The organism is Massilia sp. UMI-21 (genome assembly GCA_015277795.1).
In the GTDB taxonomy this organism is placed as follows: domain Bacteria; phylum Pseudomonadota; class Gammaproteobacteria; order Burkholderiales; family Burkholderiaceae_D; genus Telluria.
In genome coordinates, this window is the sequence record CP063848.1 from 2,922,602 (window position 1) to 2,938,993 (window position 16,392).

Below are 16,392 nucleotides of genomic sequence, written 5' to 3' on the forward strand. Positions count from 1 at the left end.
ACATTCTCATCAGGCAGGTATTTCCCTTCCCTCAGGTGATCAGATTTGTACATTACCAATCACAAAACGGCTGGGCGGCAACGCCGGTATGCGTGAGAGGCTCATCCGCAAATCCTGCTGAGGCACGCTGTACCGTAAGCTTGTGCTGAGAAACATAACGGCAACTTTCATCAGTTCGATGGTGATCCACTCACCAGGGCAACGGTGACCATCGAGATATTCCCCCCCTCCCTGTGGAATGAAGCTGAAAGGGCTACGCTTCCATTGACGAAAACGCTCGGGCATGAATGTATGGGGATCGTCCCAAAGCCTCGGATCGTGATTCGTCCCATACAAGTCGAGCAGGACTCTTTCGCCTTTCGGAAAACGATAGCCCTTCGATTCGAACTCCCGCCGCGTGCGTGCAGCTACCACCGGGAAAAACGGATAAAACCTGCGGACTTCTTCAACGAAATAATCGAGGTAGTACGCTTCAGCAGCCAGCAGACGCTCCCGGCATTGCGGGTGCTGATGCAAAGCCATGGCTGCGAACATGATATACCAGGCGACCGCGACGGTTGGCCTTGCAACATTGATGAGTTCCACCGCCGCAGTCCGCTTGTCGAGCAATTCCCCAGACAAATCGCGATGCCAGGAGATCGCATATAGTGCGCAGTCTTCATCCACCGTTAGCCGATGATGACGCACATCTTCTACCAGACCCTCGATCCAGCGCTCAGCGCGGTTTCTCGCCCATCTTCCACGCCAGTGTCTCGGGCCGATCGCCGCGCCAGCGTCGATCATCGCTACGAAGTCATCCGTTCTACGCCTGACTTCGGACTCAACCAGCGGGATTCCTGTCCAGGCACAGACGGCCCGGCACAAGCTTTCACACGCTTCGTCGAATAAAACCACCTGACTGCGGCGCTCCCAATTTGCCGCGGACCTGTGCCATTGCGCGGCACTGAGCTCCGCCAGTTCCGCAATACGCTCGGCGCTCATCAAGGAGAGAAACATCTCCTTTCGGCACCGATGGGGATTACCGTCCAGTCCTTGCACGCCTCCTCGGCCAAACAGTGTTTGCTGGAGTCTCGATGGAGCAACACCGGCGCGTTCGAACCTCTCATTGTCATAAAAGAGTCTGGCCAATTCTTCGCCGCGCATACAAACTGTCGATTGAAGCATCAGTCGTGAGCGGAACAGGTCGGTCCCCAGGCGCGTACAGCGTTTAGTGATGAAAAGATAGCCGTCCCAGGCGAACGAAAGAGTACTGTCCGGAACACCATCTCGCGGTATCTCATGCATGAGCGTCTCCGTCAAATTGAGCCGTCTTCATACTGCCCGAGTACATAGTTCAGCGGCGCTTGTTTCAGCACTGCTTATATCAATAGCGTCGCACGCGGGGTACGCGCACCCCGCTTGTTGTCGCCCGGTAGCTTGCATATCAGGCTTCACACTAGTTCGATGCCGCGGGCGGCTTCGAACTAGTGATAGCGCCCTACCAGAACGCCAAATGGCGAAGCTTAGTTGGCGTACATTGGACTTTCCTCAACATAGATTGTTACATTCGTTGCGTTTGGAAGGATGTTCGCCAAGGAGATCGGCAACAGGCCGAGCGTATCGAAGGTCCAGGTAACGCTTCTTGGACCGTCTACAATACGGATAGTCTCGAGTCGCTTGACGTGAATCGATCTGGTCTTGCCTGCCACTATCGTGATAACGCGGTCAGGCGCTGCATTGGAGGAGTATCCGAACGGTGCTTCTCGACCAGTCTTCGCTTCTGCAGCGCTCCTTGCGGGTATGCCCCCCTCATTGGCCCGCGAGTCGAGTGGAATGAACATGCACGCGAGAAGTACCGCGGATAAGAAGTTGATGTGAGTTTTCATTGAATTTTCCTGTTGAACATTTGATTTTTCAAGCGCACTGACTCTCGACGTGGCCGATTGTGGACCGCCATGGTCGGGAGTAAGTCAGATGCGACTGCTTTATTTGTAGAGACGGATGGAGTCGTGCAGTGCTTGTGCACGATTACCCATCAAGCGCAGGCGGTAGTTGCCGGCTTCGATGATCAGAACCATTTCGGCCGAATCGGGCCGTCCAGTATTGGAGACTGGTAATTCAGTTGACTAAGACTGGCGGGGCAGGAGCGTGACTGTCCTGACCATCCGATTGCGGAAGAACCGCTGCCGAGGGGCTGCAAGTCGCATGCCGATACACAAGTCGCGCTGCAGCCAGCTTCGAACAGCACTTCTGTTGGATTCTTAGAACCGGTGACGTCGGACACCGCTTCGGTGGCCGACGCTTCGTCGGAAATCACGCACCATCCTGCCGCCCAGCCGGTCTGTAAGGGCAAAAGCGCGAGCAATATGATCAGAAACAGGCGCTTCATGGAGTCGTTGACTGCTTGGTCACGGAAGAGAACACTGGAGTATGGCAAATTTTACAACGCCCGCTGGGCAAAAACATGGGTCTCGAATTGTTGTAGATCTGATTATCTTTGTTCTGTGGGCCCGGATCGTCGCCCTGCTCAGACCGCCCGGCGCAACTGCCCATGCTTCCGGCGGCAGTGCGCGCCCAGGGAGGCGATGACTACCTTGTCTTGTCGGTTACCGAAGGCGCTGCGCGGTCGCCGAACAGTGCGTGCAACACGATGACCGCGGCGCCGACCGTGATCCCGATATCGGCGATGTTGAAAGCTGGCCAGTGATGCGCTCCTACATGCACATCGATCCAGTCAACGACGCCCATCCGCGCAGTTCGGTCAACGAGATTGCCAAGCGCTCCGCCAAGGATCATGGCCAGAGCGATCCTTTCCGCGGAGCCTGTTTCCGGTTTCCGGATCATCCGGACGATCAGGATCGACGCGAGTACGGCTACAACGATGAAAAGGTAGCGTTGCCATCCGCCAGCCGTGGCCAGAAGACCGAACGCCGCTCCCTGGTTGATCACATGGACGATGTTCAACAAGGGTAACAACTCGATCTGCTGGCCGTAGGCCAGATGTTCCACGATTGCGGCCTTGGTGACCAGGTCGGCAAGGGCGATCAGCCCGGCGACCAATACGGCAGCGAGCGGTGAAAAGGGTTTGGCCACTATTCGTTTCCTGTGCAGTTGCCGGTCAGATGTTCAGCGCACGCTTGTCGACAGCGAGCGCCGCTTCCCTGATTGCTTCATACAATGTCGGGTGCGCGTGGCAGATCCGGGCAATGTCCTCCGAAGACGCCGAAAACTCGAGCGCCATTGCCGCTTCACCGATCATTTCCGACGCGAGCGAGCTGACGATATGCACGCCCAGCACAAGGTCCGACTGGGCATCGGCCAGGACCTTGACAAACCCCTGTGCGTCGCCGTGGCCGAGTGCGCGCCCGTTGGCCGAGAAAGGAAACTGTCCCGACTTGAATGCGCGTCCTTCGCGGGCCAGTTCCTGCTCCGTCTTGCCAACCCACGCGGCTTCCGGACTCGTATAGATGATGAAGGGGATGGCGGCGTAATTCACGTGCCCGGATTGCCCTGCGACGATCTCGGCGACCATGATTCCCTCTTCCTCGGCCTTGTGCGCAAGCATTGGCCCGCGCACGACGTCACCGATGGCGAACAGGTTCGGCAATTTCGTCCGGCAGTGTTCATCGACCGGAACATAGCCGCGCTGGTCGAGCTCCAGGCCAATTGCCTCGATTCCCAAGCCATCCGTATTCGGCACGCGCCCGATCGCCACGATCACCTTGTCGCAGGCGAGCTCCTTGGCGGCGCCGGCGCGGTCGCGATACGAAATGTGCGCCCCGCCGACGCTGAGTGCAATGCTGTCGATCGCCACGCCAAGGTCGAATTTCAGCCCCTGTCCAGACAGCAGCTTGAGCATTTCCCTGGACACGGCGGTGTCGCAGCCCGGCAGGAAGTCCGGCATGGCGTCGAGCAGGGTGACATCCGCACCCAGGCGCCGCCACACTGACCCGAGCTCGAGACCGATCACGCCGGCACCAACCACGCACAGGCGTTTCGGCACCTCGCGGAAATCGAGTGCTCCGGCGTTGTCGCAGATGATCGCATTGTCGATCCGGGTGCCCGGCAGCTGGCGCGGCTTCGACCCGGTGGCGATAATCACGTTACGCGCGCTGATCTGCTGCACGGAATCCCCGGCCGAGACTTCCAGGGAATACACCCCGTCCTGCATCCCGACGAAGCGCGCGCGCGCCTTGATAAAGTCGACCTTGTTCTTCTTGAACAGGTATTCGATCCCTTTGGCCATCTTCGAGACCACCCCGTCCTTCCGGTCGATCACCTTGTCGACGTCGATCGCCGCGCCGCCGGTGGTGATACCGTGCTCGGCAGTGTGGTGCAGGACCTGTTCGTACAGGTGGCTCGACGCAAGCAATGCCTTGGATGGGATGCATCCCACATTCAGACAGGTTCCTCCGGGGCGCGCCTGGCCGTCGGGTGCGGCGTAAGGATTCGATTCGATGCAGGCCACGGACAAGCCGAGTTGTCCGGCGCGGATTGCGGCGATGTAACCGCCTGAACCCGCGCCAACGATGACCAGGTCGTATTGCGCTTTCATGTGATTCCTTTTAATGTCCGAGTCGTTGCGTTCACTCTACTGGATTGTTCAAATTCCCTCCGCCACGTTCTCCGGCGGACGGGCGAAGCGCTGGTAAAGCGTCGGCAGCACGAACAGCGTCAGGATCGTGGCGGAGATCAGGCCGCCGATCACGACGGTGGCCAACGGGCGCTGCACCTCGGCGCCGGCGCCGGTTGCCAATGCCATCGGGACGAAGCCCAGCGACGCGACCAGTGCCGTCATCAAAACGGGGCGCAGGCGCCGCAGCGCACCTTCGCGCACCGCCTGCGCCCACGGAAGCTGTTTCGCCAGGTCGTCGATCGAACCCGCCATCACCAGCCCATTGAGGACGGCAACGCCGGACAGTGCGATGAATCCGACGGCTGCCGAAATCGAAAATGGCAGGCCACGCAGCCAGAGTGCGGCGATACCCCCGATCAGGGCGAGAGGCACACCCGTGAACACGACCGCGGCAGCGCGCCAGGAACCGACGGCCGAGTACAGCAACAGGACGATGAGCGCGAAGCAGGCCGGTACCACGACCGCCAGGCGCATCCGCGCACGCTCGAGGTTCTCGAACTGCCCGCCCCAGGCGAGCCATACGCCGGCGGGCACCCGCACGTCCGCGTTGATGCTTGCGCGCGCTTCGCCGACCACGCCGGCGATGTCGCGTCCGCGCACGTTGGCCTGAACGACGACCCGGCGCTTGCCGTTCTCGCGGCTGATCTGGTTCGGTCCCTTGGCCGTCTCCAGCGCGGCCACCGACCCCAGCGGCACGAAGCTGCCGCCCGGCGTCAGCACCGGCAACAGGCGCAAGGCTTCGACATCGTTCCTGGTCTTCTCGCCCAGTTTCACCACGACGTCAAAGCGCCTATCCCCCTCGTAGATCGAGCCGGCCTCACGTCCCGCGACGGCTGCCGCCAGGGTGTCGTGCACGTCCTGGGCGGTCAGCCCGACCCTGGCCATGGCGTCGCGGTCCAGGCGGACATCGAGCAGCGGAAGCCCCTGCACCTGCTCTACCCGGACGTCTTCCGCGCCCTCGACCGCACGCAGTTTTTCGGCAACCTGCTCGGCGGTGCGGATCATGGCGTCGAAATCGTCGCCGTAGACCTTGACCGCGATGTCGCCCCGTACGCCGGCCAGCAGTTCGTTGAAGCGCATCTGGATCGGCTGGGTCAGCTCGTAGTTCTGGCCCGGGATGCCTGCAACCGCCTTCTCGATCTTCTCAACCAGCTCGGCCTTGCTCATCCCGGGTTCCGGCCATTCCGAACGGTCTTTAACGATGACAAAAGTGTCCGTGATATTCGGCGGCATCGGGTCGGCGGCCAGTTCAGCCGTACCTGTTCGGGAGAACACCAGCTTTACCTCAGGCAGCTTGCCGACCGCTTTCTCGACAGCGAACTGCATCGCCTGGCTCTGGTCCAGGGAGGTGCCGGGAATGCGGGCTACCTGCAGCAGCACGTCCTGCTCGTCGAGTGTCGGAAGAAACTCCTGTCCAAGCGTCGTGAACAGGCCGAGCGCGCCTGCGAAACCGGCAGCCGCCAGCACGCCGACCAGCTTGGGTTTCGCGAGCGCGCGGTCCAGCCAGGGCGCGTAAGACGACGAGGCAGCCTTAACCAGCTTGTTCTCCTTTTCGTTGACATGGCGCGAAAGCCACAGCGCGATCGCAGCCGGCACAAAGGTGAGCGAGAGGATGAAAGCGAAGACCAGGGCCAGAATCACCGTTACCGCCATCGGTGCGAACATCCGGCCTTCCACTCCCTGGAACGTCAACAGGGGGACGTAGACGAGAATGATGATCGCCTGGCCATAGACGCTCGGCCGGATCATCTCGCGCGCGGCGGCGGCAACGGTATCGAGACGCTCCGCCCTGGTGAGTATCCTGCCGGTGGCGTGCTGGCGTTCGGCGATGCGGCGCAGCGCGTTCTCCACGATGATCACGGCGCCATCGACGATCAGGCCGAAGTCCAGCGCACCAAGGCTCATCAGGTTTGCGGAGAGTCCCGCTTCGAGCATGCCGGCCGAGGTCAGGAGCATGGTGACCGGGATGACTGCCGCGGCAATCAGCGCCGCGCGCAGGTTTCCGAGAAGTGCAAACAGCACCGCAATGACCAGGAGCGCGCCCTCGGTGAGGTTGGTTGCCACGGTCTTGATCGTGGCATCGACCAGGCGTGTCCGGTCGAGGACTGGCCGGATCAGCAAGTCGGGCGGCAGGGAACGTGCGATTTCCTTCAGTCGGACGTCGACGGCGGCGGCAACGGTCCGGCTGTTCTCGCCAATGCGCATCACAGCCGTACCGACGACGACCTCCTGGCCGCCTTCGGACGCCGAGCCGAAACGCAGCTCCTGCCCCAGGCCGACGCTAGCGACGTGCGACACCAGCACGGGCGTGCCGTTACGGGTGGTGATGACGGTCTTCGCCAGTTCTTCCGACGAGGTGATGCGCGCATCGGCCTTGACGGTGAGGGCCTCGCCGTTCTGGACGACGACGCCGGCGCCGGCGCTCGTGTTATTGCGCTCCAGTGCCTCGCCCAGCATCGTCAGGCTGATGCCCAGGGCCGCGAGTCGTTGCGGATCCGGTGTGACCACATACTGCTTGACGTAGCCCCCGATGACGTCGACGCCCGCCAGCCCTTCGGTATTTTTGAGCTGCGGTGCGACGATCCAGTCCTGCACCGTGCGCAGGTAGGTCGCCTTCTCGGCAGCGCTGCGCAGCACTTCCCCTTCCGGGGTGATATAGCTGCCGTCCGCCTGCAAGCCCGCCGACGTGCCGGCTTTCTGGGCCGGCTTGGAGGCATACTCCACCGTCCACATGTAGACGTCGCCAAGCCCGGTCGCGATCGGGCCCAGGCTCGCGGTAGCACCCGGGGGCAAGTTGCGCTCGACGGCGCGCAGCCGCTCCGCCATCTGCTGGCGAGCAAAATAGATATCCGTGCCGTCCTTGAAGACCGTCGTGACCTGTGCAAATCCATGCCTGGTCAGCGAGCGCGTGGATTCCAGTCCGGGAATGCCGGCAAACGCCGTTTCGATCGGATAGGTGACCTGCCGTTCGACGTCGGCCGGCGCGAGCGCTGGTGCGACGACGTTGATCTGCACCTGCGTGTTGGTGATGTCCGGTACCGCGTCGATCGGCAGGCGCGTCAGTGCGAATGCGCCGAGGATCGACAGCAGGATGGTGGCGATGAGGACGTGCCACCGCCGCGCAACGGAAAAGTTGACGATGCGAGCAATCATGGTTGGGTATCCTTCAGGAGCCGTTGAATGAGGAAATCAGTCATCGTCCCCTGCCTCTCCCTTGCCATGCTCCGCCTTCAGCAGATAAGTATTGCTGACCGCAATCTGTTCCTTGCCGTCTAGGCCGGACATCACCTTGACGTAGCCGGCAGCGTTACCGCCGAGGACAACGTGCTTGATCGCGAACCCTTCTTTCTCCCGGACGAACACGCTCGGCTTGTCCTCCACCGTCTGCACGGCGGTCCGTGGAATGGCCAGCTGAGTGCCGCTGGTACCGCCCTCGAGCGCGATCGACGCCCTGACCGTTTCGCCGATGCGCCAGCTGCCCTGCCCGTTCGACAGCCGTGCAATGGCGCGTACCTGGCGGGTGGCGGGATCGAGGACGCGCGATACGTGGGTGATGCGGCCTGCACCGGTTCGGCCGTCAGTCGACACGTCCACCGCCGTACCAACCGTGACGCGGGCAGCGTCGTTCGGCGACAGCGAAAGCTCGACGGCCAGTTCGTTGAGGTCGGCCACTTCGAACAGATGTGCGTCCGGCGCGACGATGTCGCCCAGTGCGATCTGCCGCGCCGTGACGTTACCCTTGATCGGGGAGCGCAGCATCAGGCGGTTAAGCTGCCCTCCGCCCGTTCCCCCGGCGGCGGCAAGTTGTTGCTCGGCCAGGCGAAGGCGGGTGCGTGCTTCTTGCGCGGCATTGCGCGCAATCTCGAATTCCTGTCGCGAGGTGACTTTTTCGCCAAACAGACGTTCTTCGCGCGCGAACGTGGCTTGCGAGAGTTCGTATTGCCGCTTGGCGATTTCGACGTCGGCCCTGAGCTGGGCTACGTCACGGCTTTCGATTACAGCCAGCACGTCGCCCCGAGCGACCGGGTCGCCCAGGTTGCGCCGGACCTCGACAACCCGGCCGCCAACGGCGCTCGAGACGACGGCTGCATGCTTCGGGTCTGCCGCGATGACTGCAGGCGCCTCGACCGCCCCAGCGAAGGACTGTCGAACCGACATGATCTCGATACCCGCGGCTTTGATTTGCTGGTCCGATAGCGCAACAAAGTCTTCCTTGCCTTCGGCTTCGCCTTCCCTCTCCGCGGCTTCGCCCCGCTCGCCGGCTTCGCCGCTCTTCTCGGCCTTCTCGGCTTTCTCGCCCTTTTCGGAATTTTCGGCTTTCTCGCCTGAGGCGTTCGCCGTTTTTTCACCCTGTTCGGCAGCTTCTTTTGGGGCTGTTTCTGGTTTGGGGGAGCATGCGCCCAACAGGATCATCGCGGCGCACAGGCCCGATCGGAATACCGCTTGCATGGGTCAATCCTTATAAATTGGAGAGTTGGAACCTTGGAGCCGAGCCAGACGTGCCCGGGCAGTATGGAGTGCTGCGAGCGCGTCGACCGAGCTTTCGCGGGTTTCGGCCAAAGAGCGCTCGGCCTCGATTAATTCGAGTTGCGGGAATTTCCCTTCCGCATAGCCGATTCTGGCGATGCGCGCCGCTTCTTCTGCGGCGGCGAGCGCGGGGCCATTGGCGGCCCGTGCGGCTGCCAATGCGTCGGCCACCTCGCCTTCCGCCTGCGCGCTGGATTGCTCGAATTCCAGTGCGACGGCGCGGCGCGCGGCGGAAGCCCGATCAAATTCCGCCCGCAAGCGCGCCAGCGCGGCCGTACCCTGATTGAACAATGGCAGCGGGACCGAGAGGCCGAGCACAGCGGCCTTGTCGGACGATTCGCCGTAACGGCGCATGCCTGCGGTCAGCGTTACGTCCGGTATCCGGTCGCGCCTGGCCGCATCGACGCGGGCTTCCGCAGCGGCCACCTCGGCCTCTGCTGTCGCGATCGCCAGCCCCTGCCCTGCCGGCGGCGGCGTCTCGCTGCGTTCGATCTGCTCGAACCACGTGGAAGCGATCGTGAGCGGCATCGCCATACCTGTCAGTCGTGCGATCGTTTTCTGCGCCAGTTCGACGGCGCGTAGTGCTTTGCCCAGCCGAACCTCGGCATTGATTCGCAGCACGTCCGCCCTTTGCTCTTCTATCGGAGATGCTTTTCCGACGCGTACCCGTTCACGTGCTGCATGGTGAGCACGCGCAGCCAGTTCATGACCAGCTTTTGCGATCGCGACATGGCGTTCGCTGGCAGCAAGGGTAACGAACGCCTCGGTAATCAGGAATGTCAGCTCCGCTTCAGCGGAGCGCGCTCCAATACCCGCGGCGGCCCGTTCGGCCTGTGCCACGCGCATCCTCGCGCCCCGCTTCCCACCGAGCTCCAGGGGCATCGACAGCGCGACTGTCTTTTCTCCCCCACCAAAACCGGAGTAGCGTCCCGATCCCATGACATTTTCGGCCTCAAGGGAAAGTGTCGGGTTCGGTCGAAGTCCAGACTGCCGCACATTCGCATCGGCGATGCGCAGGGCTGCTTCAGCGCCCTGCAATTGCGGTGCTTGGCTACGTGCCCGAGCGACGGCCTCGCCAAGCGTCAGTGGAGTGCCCTCAGCAAAGGCAGAGCCTGCGGTCATACACATGACCAGCAGGGCCGTGGCAACGGAAGCGTTCATCTTGATGCGCATGATTGGATTTGCTTGACGGATTAATAAATGAGCTTTATAAACCTTGAAGCCACTTTAATGTCAAGCACATGTCACGCACATTTACGATAGGACAGCTGTCCGCTGCGGCGCAGATGCCCCCAGCGACGATTCGCTATTACGAGAAAATTGGGTTGCTCGACTCTCCATCCCGCTCGGGCAGCAACTACCGGCTGTATGGGAACGAGGATGTAGCCCGCCTGAGCTTTGTTCGCCGTGCACGGGAGATCGGGTTCACGGTCGACCAAGTTCGAAGCCTGTTGGCCTTCTCCGACCAGCGAGACGGCGACTGCTGCGCCGTGACAGCGCTGACAGAACAACACCTTGCCGAGGTCGAGCAAAAGATCAGAGACCTCAACGTATTGAAAGAACACCTTTCCCGTCTGCTGGTTTCATGCCGGGGCGGTCGATTTGCCGATTGTCGGATCATTGATGCCCTCACGCCGCCGGGACAAGCCGGGTAGCTCACTCAGCCTGGCGCCGATCGCAGGTCCTGAACACACTTGACCTTAAAGCTGGTTGAAGGTTTATCCTCCGATAATCAGTCACCATAGGTTCATTGTCATGACACAAGATCAAACCACAGCGGGAACCCGCCTTGAAACCGAACTGTTCGTTTCGAAAATGGACTGTCCGTCCGAGGAAAACCTGATCAGGATGGCTTTGGGCAAAGTCGACGACGTCGATCACATCGCCTTCGACCTCAATACCCGCACTGTCACTGTGCTGCACCATGGGAACGCAGATGCCATTGTCGAGGTGCTGCAACCCTTGCGACTCGGCGTCGAACTGCGCGGATCGCGCCCGGCCAAGCCAGCCAGCCAGCGTACGATCAGCACACTTGGAATTCCGAAGATGGACTGCCCATCCGAGGAAAACATGATCCGCATGGCACTCGCTGATGTCGATGGCATCCAATCGCTCAACTTCGATCTCTCCCAGCGGCAGCTCCACGTCTCGCACACGGCAGATGTCAATCCCATATTGGCGAAGCTTGCCCCGCTAAACTTCGGCACCCATTTGATTGGATCCCGACCTGACTTGTCTCAAGCGGCCCCTGATAGCGACAAGGCCGGTGACGCATCGGAGGCGAAGACGCTTCGACTGCTGCTTGCCATCAATGCCGTGATGTTCGTGGTCGAGCTGGTGTGGGGATTGATTGCACAATCAGCCGGGTTGGTGGCTGATTCGCTGGACATGTTCGCCGACGCTGCCGTCTACGGCCTGGCCTTGTACGCGGTTGGCCGTGCGGCTGCGCTGAAGACCCGTGCAGCCCACGTGGCTGGGTGGCTGCAGCTCGTATTGGCCTTGGGCGCCCTGAGTGAAGTGGTTCGCCGCGCCTTCTTCGGCAGCGAACCCGAATCGGCGTTGATGATGGGTGTCGGCGCGGTGGCCCTCGTTGCGAACGTTGCTTGCCTGGTGTTGATCGCCAAGAAGCGCGATCGCGGAGCGCATATGAAGGCAAGTTATATTTTCTCTGCGAACGACGTCATCGCAAACCTCGGCGTGATCGCCGCCGGGGCGCTCGTCACCTGGACTGGATCGCCTTATCCGGATCTGATCGTTGGCACTGTCATCGCCGTCATCGTTCTTACTGGCGCGCGTCGGATTCTCAAGCTGAAGTGACGTTGCTGCCGAGCGCCCCCTGCCTTGACAGCGGGGGCGCAGCCCGGCGAAAGAACTTCTTCTGCTACATCATCCACTCACAGTAGCTGCACCAGTACAACGGGGCATCGGCTGCGCATATTCCCACGTCGGCTGTGGGAGTGCCGACCACTGAGCCGACTGTGCAACCCCACGTGATTACGCTCGGACAGCACGTCCGCGGGCATAAAGCACTGTTTTCAGCCATTCCCGAACACGGTAGGTCTTGGCTTCGAACGGCAGGTGGAACAGGTAAGCCCCGGCGACCAGCCCGAGATACAAGATCAGGTACACAAGCATGTCCAGCGGCTGGTTCGGGTTCAGCTTGCCATCTCCGAGGACTGGCGCGGCAAGCCGCAGTAGCGCCGCGATCAGCGGGATGTGCAGCACATACAGCGTGAACGAAAACTCCGAGAAGAATCGGCCAATCCGGTTCAGCCACTCGGTTGCGTGCCCTCGCGTACGCCGGAACTGCATGCTCGAGAGAAAGAGCACGAAGACCAGGCTGAACAACAGGTACTGGGCAAAACTGTCGACGGCGATATGGCTCTTTCCTTTCAGTCGAATAATGACTGCGGCAGCGACGACACCAAGGAATAATGCCCAGCGCAGGAGCGGGCCACATTCAATGCGCACGCGTGAGAATGCTGCCCCCAAGAGCCAGATCGAGAAGTACAGCAGGATTGCTTCGTTCAGCAAATGCACGATTGCCACGACTGCTACCAGTATCACGAGCCGATATGAAGTGGACCGCGTGCGAAACAACATCACCAGCAGTGGGAACAGCACGTAATACCAGGTCTCGTTCGACAGGCTCCACAACGGGAAATTTCCGCCGAACTCGGGCACGACAATATTTTGCAGTCCGACGAGGTTGCCGATAAACGCCGGCGCCGAGTACGCATTGTCGAGCGCAAACGAGGGGCGCGCAGGATCGAGCGTGGATGTGGCCATTCCCAACAAGAGCATTGCGCCGAACGTCGGTATCAACACGATCCACAACCTGGTCACACGGTCGATAGCGTAATTCGCGATCGCACGGTCGGTGTCTAGGCGGTTCAGCAGACTGCCTCCGACCAGCCAACCACTGAGCACGAAAAATACGATGACAGCAAGGTAGGCGAATCCTGTAGCGAAGGCCAGTCCCTGGAATGCAAGCGAGGGGTCCTGGACGGTGTCGAAGCCTGGGTATACCTGGGCGCGCAGGTGAGCTGCAGCAACCTGTAGCGCAGCCAGGCCGCGCAGAAGCGAGATGAGCATCGAATGCCATTGGTCTTCGGACAGGTTCGCGCGCTGAAGTACTGTGATCTTTGGCATGGCTGAAGTCCGGATGTCGAGGTTTACCAATCCTAGGGCCAGCCAAACTTAACGATCTGATAATGGACAAGCGCTTTGGATTCGCGCTTCAGCAATGGGAGTGCCCCCCCGGCGCCGGCGGCACAGTGATTCACTCGTTTAATTCGCCCTGGTTTCCTATAATCGGCAGACAATCCTTTAACCCTCCCCTGCTCATGCCTGACTCGAACAGCATCATTGCCACCTCACATTCCGTTGCGCCCCTTGAATTGGTTGTGGTACCAGCACATATCGATGGTTCAAACGGAAGCAACCGGGCACACGGCGGCACGCGCCAGATTCGTGCCGATAACGATATCGATGCGATCAAGGCCTGGCTAGCACGTTTCCTGGATAAGCAGACCACGTTCGACAACTATCGCAAGGAAGCCGAGCGGTTGCTACTGTGGTCCACGCTGCAACTCGGTAAGCCGCTTTCATCGCTGACCCACGAGGATTGGCTCGTTTATCAAGGATTCCTTCGTGATCCCAAACCTGTTGGCCGATGGATTAGCGCCGAGGGCCGCAAGTATCCGCGAAGCCACCCCGGGTGGCGACCTTTCGCCGGGCCGCTGTCGGCATCAAGCCAGCGTCAGGCTGCGGTTATCCTGAATACCATGTTCTCCTGGCTTGTCAACGCGGGTTATTTGGCCGGGAATCCACTCGCGCTCTCGCGTGAGCGTCGGCGCCGGCCCCAAGCAAGGGTTACCCGATATCTCGATGACGAAATGTGGCACGAGGTCAAGATGACGGTCGACACGATGCCGCGAGAAACACCGCGGGAACGCGAACGCTATTTAAGGTTGCGTTGGCTTGTTTCGCTCTCGTATGTTTGCGGGTTGCGCATTTCTGAGATTACCAGCAACAGCATGGGCGGATTTTTTCGCCGACGCGACCGCGACGGCGAAGAGCGGTGGTGGCTGGAAGTGGTCGGAAAGGGCGACAAGTTGCGCATCGTGCCGGCAACCGACGAGCTGATGGTAGAGCTCGGTCGTTACAGACGTGAGCTCGGACATTCACCGTACCCTGTACCCGGGGAGTCGATGCCTCTGCTGTTGCCGATCGGGGGCCAACTGCGGGCGATGACACGTGGCGGCGTGCACGAAATTTTCAAAGTGATTTTTGCCCAAACCGCCGATCGACTTAGTCAGCGTGGTCCCGAGTACGCGGCGGCTGCCGCCCGGATGACGCAGGCGTCAGCCCACTGGTTGCGACATACAGCAGGTTCCCATATGGCGAACAATGATGTCGATCTTCGGCACGTGCGCGATAACCTCGGGCACGAGTCGATCAGCACGACGAATACCTACTTGCATTCGTCGGACGACGCTCGCCATGCCGAGACAGAGAGCAAGCACAAGATCGGATGGTAACTGTGGTTCATCGTGATCCTGGCGATCCGATGAACGCGAGGCCCAGCTTCAGCTGGTTGAGGTACTGAACTATGCGTCAGGGTCTTGTTCGACCAGTTCCTGGGTGAGTTGAATCAATCGCACTGGCTCCAGCTTTAAGGCAGCTGCGAGCCTGAAGAGTACACGCACAGTCGGCTGCCGCTCGCCGCGCTCCATGAGGCTGACAAATGTCCGGTCTATCTCTGCAGCGTGGCCCAGCTCCTCCTGCGTCATACCGACTTCCTTCCGCACTACCCGCAAAACTTTACCGAACGCCAGTCCTGGATCCAAAGAATTCTCCCGATTGCATAGGAGAAATCATGTCTCTGCTGTATCATTTCGTCTTCGGACTATAGTCATCATTTTGGCGGCACAGAACCGGAGTCGCCTTACGCAGCTTCCGGGCTATTGGGTGCTGCACGCCTCCCTGCCTCATTCTTCAACGATGTCAACCAGCTTTCCTTTTCTCTGCTTTCTTACCGATGACCCTCTCCATCAAGCCTTCTGCCTAAGGTACTGGGCTGTGAACGACGGAGCATGGGTCGAAAAATTTGACGCAATACTGCACGATTCAGGAATCAGCAAACCCAAACTGCTTGAGATACTGAAGTCCAGTTGCCGCGCATACTTGCGTCACTTTCCCTGTGTCGATTGCGGTGCTCCACTGGAGATACGAAATAGAAGCCAGTATGCGCCGCTGAGCGGGCGGCCAGTTGGCTCCGCGTACTATCGGAGAGTGAACCGGTGTGGATCCTGTTCGGCTGCAGCCCTCGCCGCCGACAAGAGGGCCATTGAACTCGCGTTGGTGCAACACAGAGCTCGCGTAACGCAGGCACTGTCGCGTGCCCGAGGGGAGGCCTTGTCCATTGATTACTCGGAATTAAGCTATATACAGTCGTTCTTCCTTTACTCCGTACTGGTCGCAGCCAATGGCGGATGGGAAGGTAATCGGATCGCGCCGCTGGACTCGCAACCAGGGGACCTCGGTCCAACGCCAGACTTGTCGGAGCATGTCTATAGGGCGCTCTACGAAGACAAGATCATTTCTCCTGATCCCGCGTCCGATACTCGGGCGTTCAAACTTCCTGATGGGGACGGAGACATTGACTTCTCCTTAGGCAGCGTCGCGTGGGTACTGGCTCCTGATGCATCCGGGCGCACCATGAAAGAGGTCTTTTCCCTACTGCTCACGCGTCTCGACGACCCGGAGCCGGAAGCCGTTGAGCAGCTGTGGTTCATGGTCGCAGAAAGCGAATGCCGCCGGTACTTCGTCAAGCAGTGTGAGCGGTATCGCTTTTTTCAGCCGGAGATCTATTCCGCAAAGGTCGCGGCCGCGATACGTGACTTCCTGCCCCACTATTCCATTGGACAGATGTGGAACGTAATCTACTACGTATTAAAGGACATCGCTGCGCTATCGCAAGAGAGGAGTTACGCCCGCCAACACGTTTACAACATGATTCCTGGAAGCATACGGCGCTACCTCGACTACCGCTTAAGCAACAACAAAACGATACGGCCGTGGAACCGTCCGGCACCGATAACGGAATCATGGATGACCAGTATCCTTTTTGACAAGGTTCTAGGAGATGGAAATGTGTCGTTTGAAATGCTAACCGGGCAGTCGGTGGGGGCGCACGTGGAGTTCAACCACCGGTTGCCCGAGCAGATCGGCTAACTACTGGCCTG

General features: G+C 60.3%; 14 protein-coding genes. 4 read left to right on the forward strand and 10 right to left on the reverse strand.

Going from position 1 to position 16,392, the window contains the following annotated elements:
- Window positions 1-39: 39 nt before the first annotated feature.
- From IM543_13060 to IM543_13095, 8 genes are all read right to left on the reverse strand, one after another.
- Entirely contained in the window at window positions 40-1,284 is a 1,245-nt protein-coding gene (locus IM543_13060) for a cytochrome P450 (protein QOY92553.1), read from the reverse strand.
- Between the two features lie 218 nt (window positions 1,285-1,502).
- Window positions 1,503-1,865, reverse strand: a complete 363-nt coding sequence (locus IM543_13065) for a CzcE family metal-binding protein (protein QOY92554.1) — start codon at window positions 1,863-1,865, stop codon at window positions 1,503-1,505.
- Between the two features lie 182 nt (window positions 1,866-2,047).
- Complete coding sequence (locus tag IM543_13070) at window positions 2,048-2,368, reverse strand: hypothetical protein (GenBank protein ID QOY92555.1); 321 nt, start codon at window positions 2,366-2,368, stop codon at window positions 2,048-2,050.
- 200 nt (window positions 2,369-2,568) lie between these two features.
- Window positions 2,569-3,072: a lipoprotein signal peptidase gene (locus IM543_13075; protein QOY92556.1), complete on the reverse strand. Its 504-nt coding sequence runs from the start codon at window positions 3,070-3,072 to the stop codon at window positions 2,569-2,571.
- Between the two features lie 25 nt (window positions 3,073-3,097).
- Complete coding sequence (gene lpdA, locus IM543_13080) at window positions 3,098-4,534, reverse strand: dihydrolipoyl dehydrogenase (protein QOY92557.1); 1,437 nt, start codon at window positions 4,532-4,534, stop codon at window positions 3,098-3,100.
- Between the two features lie 48 nt (window positions 4,535-4,582).
- Window positions 4,583-7,768, reverse strand: coding sequence for a CusA/CzcA family heavy metal efflux RND transporter (locus IM543_13085; GenBank protein ID QOY92558.1), 3,186 nt, complete (start codon window positions 7,766-7,768; stop codon window positions 4,583-4,585).
- Between the two features lie 36 nt (window positions 7,769-7,804).
- Window positions 7,805-9,064, reverse strand: coding sequence for an efflux RND transporter periplasmic adaptor subunit (locus IM543_13090; protein ID QOY92559.1), 1,260 nt, complete (start codon window positions 9,062-9,064; stop codon window positions 7,805-7,807).
- 3 nt (window positions 9,065-9,067) lie between these two features.
- Window positions 9,068-10,303 carry a TolC family protein gene (locus tag IM543_13095; protein QOY96666.1) on the reverse strand — a complete coding sequence of 412 codons (1,236 nt, stop codon included), beginning with the start codon at window positions 10,301-10,303 and terminating at the stop codon, window positions 9,068-9,070.
- An 80-nt stretch (window positions 10,304-10,383) separates the two neighbouring features.
- Here IM543_13095 and IM543_13100 point away from each other — a divergent pair, with 80 nt between their 5' ends.
- Both IM543_13100 and IM543_13105 read left to right on the forward strand, forming a co-directional pair.
- On the forward strand, window positions 10,384-10,797 hold the full coding sequence (locus tag IM543_13100; GenBank protein QOY92560.1) for a helix-turn-helix domain-containing protein: 414 nt from the start codon (window positions 10,384-10,386) through the stop codon (window positions 10,795-10,797).
- Window positions 10,798-10,957: 160 nt separating this feature from the next.
- A complete protein-coding gene (locus IM543_13105) occupies window positions 10,958-11,959 on the forward strand; it encodes a cation transporter (GenBank protein QOY96667.1) in 1,002 nt (333 codons plus the stop codon).
- A 177-nt stretch (window positions 11,960-12,136) separates the two neighbouring features.
- On the opposite strand, the gene IM543_13110 is transcribed toward IM543_13105, so the two are convergent.
- The gene (locus tag IM543_13110) at window positions 12,137-13,294 is read right to left on the reverse strand and encodes an acyltransferase (protein ID QOY92561.1); all 1,158 of its coding nucleotides are present in this window, start codon (window positions 13,292-13,294) and stop codon (window positions 12,137-12,139) included.
- A gap of 194 nt (window positions 13,295-13,488) precedes the next feature.
- On the opposite strand from IM543_13110, the gene IM543_13115 reads away from it, so the two are divergent.
- Entirely contained in the window at window positions 13,489-14,685 is a 1,197-nt protein-coding gene (locus IM543_13115) for a tyrosine-type recombinase/integrase (protein QOY96668.1), read from the forward strand.
- Window positions 14,686-14,754: 69 nt separating this feature from the next.
- Here the strand turns inward: IM543_13115 and IM543_13120 are convergent, their stop codons facing one another.
- Window positions 14,755-14,982: a helix-turn-helix transcriptional regulator gene (locus IM543_13120; GenBank protein ID QOY96669.1), complete on the reverse strand. Its 228-nt coding sequence runs from the start codon at window positions 14,980-14,982 to the stop codon at window positions 14,755-14,757.
- A gap of 580 nt (window positions 14,983-15,562) precedes the next feature.
- Between IM543_13120 and IM543_13125 the strand changes: the two genes are divergently transcribed.
- Window positions 15,563-16,381, forward strand: a complete 819-nt coding sequence (locus tag IM543_13125) for a hypothetical protein (GenBank protein ID QOY92562.1) — start codon at window positions 15,563-15,565, stop codon at window positions 16,379-16,381.
- Window positions 16,382-16,392 lie beyond the last annotated feature (11 nt).

What these genes read in the sequence shown, in the direction of transcription:
- IM543_13060 (QOY92553.1), bottom strand. Translation starts at nt 1,284, where the DNA reads ATGCATGAGATACCGCGAGATGGTGTTCCGGACAGTACTCTTTCGTTC.
- IM543_13065 (QOY92554.1), bottom strand. Translation starts at nt 1,865, where the DNA reads ATGAAAACTCACATCAACTTCTTATCCGCGGTACTTCTCGCGTGCATG.
- IM543_13070 (QOY92555.1), bottom strand. Translation starts at nt 2,368, where the DNA reads ATGAAGCGCCTGTTTCTGATCATATTGCTCGCGCTTTTGCCCTTACAG.
- lpdA (QOY92557.1), bottom strand. Translation starts at nt 4,534, where the DNA reads ATGAAAGCGCAATACGACCTGGTCATCGTTGGCGCGGGTTCAGGCGGT.
- IM543_13085 (QOY92558.1), bottom strand. Translation starts at nt 7,768, where the DNA reads ATGATTGCTCGCATCGTCAACTTTTCCGTTGCGCGGCGGTGGCACGTC.
- IM543_13090 (QOY92559.1), bottom strand. Translation starts at nt 9,064, where the DNA reads ATGCAAGCGGTATTCCGATCGGGCCTGTGCGCCGCGATGATCCTGTTG.
- IM543_13095 (QOY96666.1), bottom strand. Translation starts at nt 10,303, where the DNA reads ATGAACGCTTCCGTTGCCACGGCCCTGCTGGTCATGTGTATGACCGCA.
- IM543_13100 (QOY92560.1), top strand. Translation starts at nt 10,384, where the DNA reads ATGTCACGCACATTTACGATAGGACAGCTGTCCGCTGCGGCGCAGATG.
- IM543_13105 (QOY96667.1), top strand. Translation starts at nt 10,958, where the DNA reads ATGGACTGTCCGTCCGAGGAAAACCTGATCAGGATGGCTTTGGGCAAA.
- IM543_13110 (QOY92561.1), bottom strand. Translation starts at nt 13,294, where the DNA reads ATGCCAAAGATCACAGTACTTCAGCGCGCGAACCTGTCCGAAGACCAA.
- IM543_13115 (QOY96668.1), top strand. Translation starts at nt 13,489, where the DNA reads ATGCCTGACTCGAACAGCATCATTGCCACCTCACATTCCGTTGCGCCC.